The organism is Paenibacillus popilliae ATCC 14706, assembly GCF_000315235.1.
GTDB lineage: Bacteria > Bacillota > Bacilli > Paenibacillales > Paenibacillaceae > Paenibacillus_B > Paenibacillus_B popilliae.
The window spans coordinates 1-2,459 of record NZ_BALG01000386.1; the positions used below are offsets into that span (position 1 = coordinate 1).

The 2,459-nt window shown below is 41.4% G+C and carries 3 protein-coding genes; 2 read left to right on the plus strand and 1 reads right to left on the minus strand.

Annotated elements, in window-relative coordinates:
• Window positions 1-303 precede the first annotated feature (303 nt).
• Window positions 304-903, minus strand: coding sequence for a TetR/AcrR family transcriptional regulator (locus PPOP_RS17665; protein ID WP_006288028.1), 600 nt, complete (start codon window positions 901-903; stop codon window positions 304-306).
• A gap of 326 nt (window positions 904-1,229) precedes the next feature.
• On the opposite strand from PPOP_RS17665, the gene PPOP_RS17675 reads away from it, so the two are divergent.
• Together PPOP_RS17675 and PPOP_RS17680 are read left to right on the plus strand one after the other, a co-directional pair.
• On the plus strand, window positions 1,230-1,778 hold the full coding sequence (locus PPOP_RS17675; protein WP_006288029.1) for an NAD(P)-dependent oxidoreductase: 549 nt from the start codon (window positions 1,230-1,232) through the stop codon (window positions 1,776-1,778).
• Window positions 1,775-1,969 carry a DsbA family oxidoreductase gene (locus PPOP_RS17680; protein ID WP_006288030.1) on the plus strand — a complete coding sequence of 65 codons (195 nt, stop codon included), beginning with the start codon at window positions 1,775-1,777 and terminating at the stop codon, window positions 1,967-1,969. Before PPOP_RS17675 ends, PPOP_RS17680 begins: the two co-directional genes overlap by 4 nt.
• Window positions 1,970-2,459: the final 490 nt, after the last annotated feature.

The window sequence follows — 2,459 nt, forward strand, 5'->3', positions numbered from 1 at the left end:
TACGTGCGCGCTCTACCCGGCGATATTCTTCTGAACGCGCGTGACTGATTCGTTGAAGCATTTCTCGATCGGCAATGGATAATACTAACTTTTCCTTTTTCGATTGGAAGGGCATGGTTTCTCTCCGTTTCAATAAGGGCTGCGAAGATTATACCATAAAACGATGGAATATAGTTACATTATTTTCGGAACGTTATACGAGTGATTTATTCCCATTTTATTCAGTTTACTTTACCGGAGTCTATTTTTTTAAGGTTAAGAGGAGCCGAAACTTACTCCCCCTAATCAAGGCCCTGCAAGATCTCAATTTCGTTCATCGATGGCGATACCAGCAGCTTTAAAATGACCTTGGGATAAAATCTTCCCAAATTGGGATGAAATTTCTTCCGGAGTATAAGACCTATTATTTTTAATCCACCATACCACAATACCCATAAAAGTCGACGCAATATATTGAAGCAGTAATTCCTTTGAGATATCCAATGGGGTGTTGTCCAAACCCTCGTTTACCGTGCTTTTAATCATCTCTTCCATCCTCGATTGAAAACCGTGAATTCCATTCTCATCAACTAACATTGCCTTGTAAAAAGGAATATTGTCGTTAATTTTTTCGAGTATCGTCTGCATAATTCGCACAAGTTTGGAAACATTAACGGGGCTGTTGCTGCTGGAACAAAGATTGAGCGTATTCTTTATTTCTTCCAATAGTTCGTCCATACATGAATTTAAAAGATCGGGCTTGTTCTGATAGTGAAGGTAAAACGTATTTCGGTTAATCATCGCCTTATCGGCAATATCTTGGATCGTAATCGCTTCATATCCCTTTTCATTAAGAAGTTCTACAAATGCTCTTCTAATTGAGTTCTTAGAGCGAATGATTCGCAAATCGGTTTTTTTGTTCATAACAGATCGTTCCCCTATACTTTTATTGATAGTTAAGCGACATAAGCTTTTGTTTTGTATTTTATATTTCAAAAACAAAAATATTGAATATTGAATATCTAATTGTATTTTATCATAATAGACGGAAATTATATCTTTAATTTGAACAGCGAATTAAAGGACAAAGGTATTTATACGGGGCACCTTTCAATCGGAATCTGGATGCAGCCCAATTCGGGAATTCAAGACAAAATCGCCGACATTTGGTATGACATGTACACCAAAAGAGACCGAGTTGAAGAATATATTACGGAAGATAAAGTATGAATCGAAGGGGGCAGAGGACCATGAACATCACCATTTTTGGGGCAAGTGGTGCAATCGGTCAACATCTTACGCGATTAGCATTGGACAACGGAGATTTCGTTACTGCATATGTGAGAAGCCCCCAGAAAATCAAGATAGATCATTCCAATTTACGCCTTGTAGTGGGGGATCTCTCGAACGCTTCAGCCATTGAAACGGCAATTTCAGAAGCGGATGTCGTGATCAGCACATTAGGACCTCCGTCTGATCTGTCGCGCAAGCTTAAAGGCACGCCGGTCTCCGACGGACATGACCTGATCATCAAAACGATGAAGAAGTTCAATAAAAAAAGGTTGATTACGCTTGCGACGCCGGCCTTGCAATCGGACGACGATAAGAAAAACATATCCACAGTGCTGCCGGGAATATTGGCCAAGGTCTTTTTGCCAAACGGTCATGCCGAAATGAAGAAGATGGAAGGAATTATTAAACAATCGAACCTAGACTGGACAGTCGTTCGAATTATTAATCCTAATGTCAAATACAAAGAGCAATCTTTTGATTATTCATTCGGCGATCGGTCGGCATGAATAGGGAGGAGTCGCTGGCGATTCTCCGTGATCCACCAAAATTCGCCAACGATGTGCGCTCGGATGAAGCCACTGCTAAACAATTGGGAATAACCGGAGCGCCATTCTTTGTCATTGATCGAAAGTATGCGCTATCCGGCGCACAGCCAACCGATGTATTCTTGAACGCTCTTAACCAAGCATGGCAATAAGAAACCAACGCAGCGAAAAAAAATAAAGGCAGCCGTTTCTCACATTAGAAACGGCTGCCTTTTTGATGATCGATGCTTGGCCATGTTAAAGTCGCCGGATCATCGAAGAGTCTGTGCTTCAATCCGAATTAACTGAGACTCAAGCGGCCTTGTAGGCAGTACGTTTTCACACTATCAAAATAAAATATAACTATGATTATGTAATACGATCCATACATATGTACTATAATTAATTTGCTATCACAGAATTTCAAAAAGGGGGAGCATGCGGCTTTCGAAATTCCGAAGTGTCAAGATGGTTACAGGCTACATCCGCGCGTACGAAACAGGAGGCTTATCTGCTCTGCAAATAAGTCATTTCCCTAGCTTCCTCGGTGGCTTCCGCCATATGGTATACAAGGGAATAGGTCTTTGCCCGGATCGAGAGTCTGGGCACCGGATATGGTGTGACAGCATGCGGTGTCGATTCCAAGATTGCGCCCATAGAGCA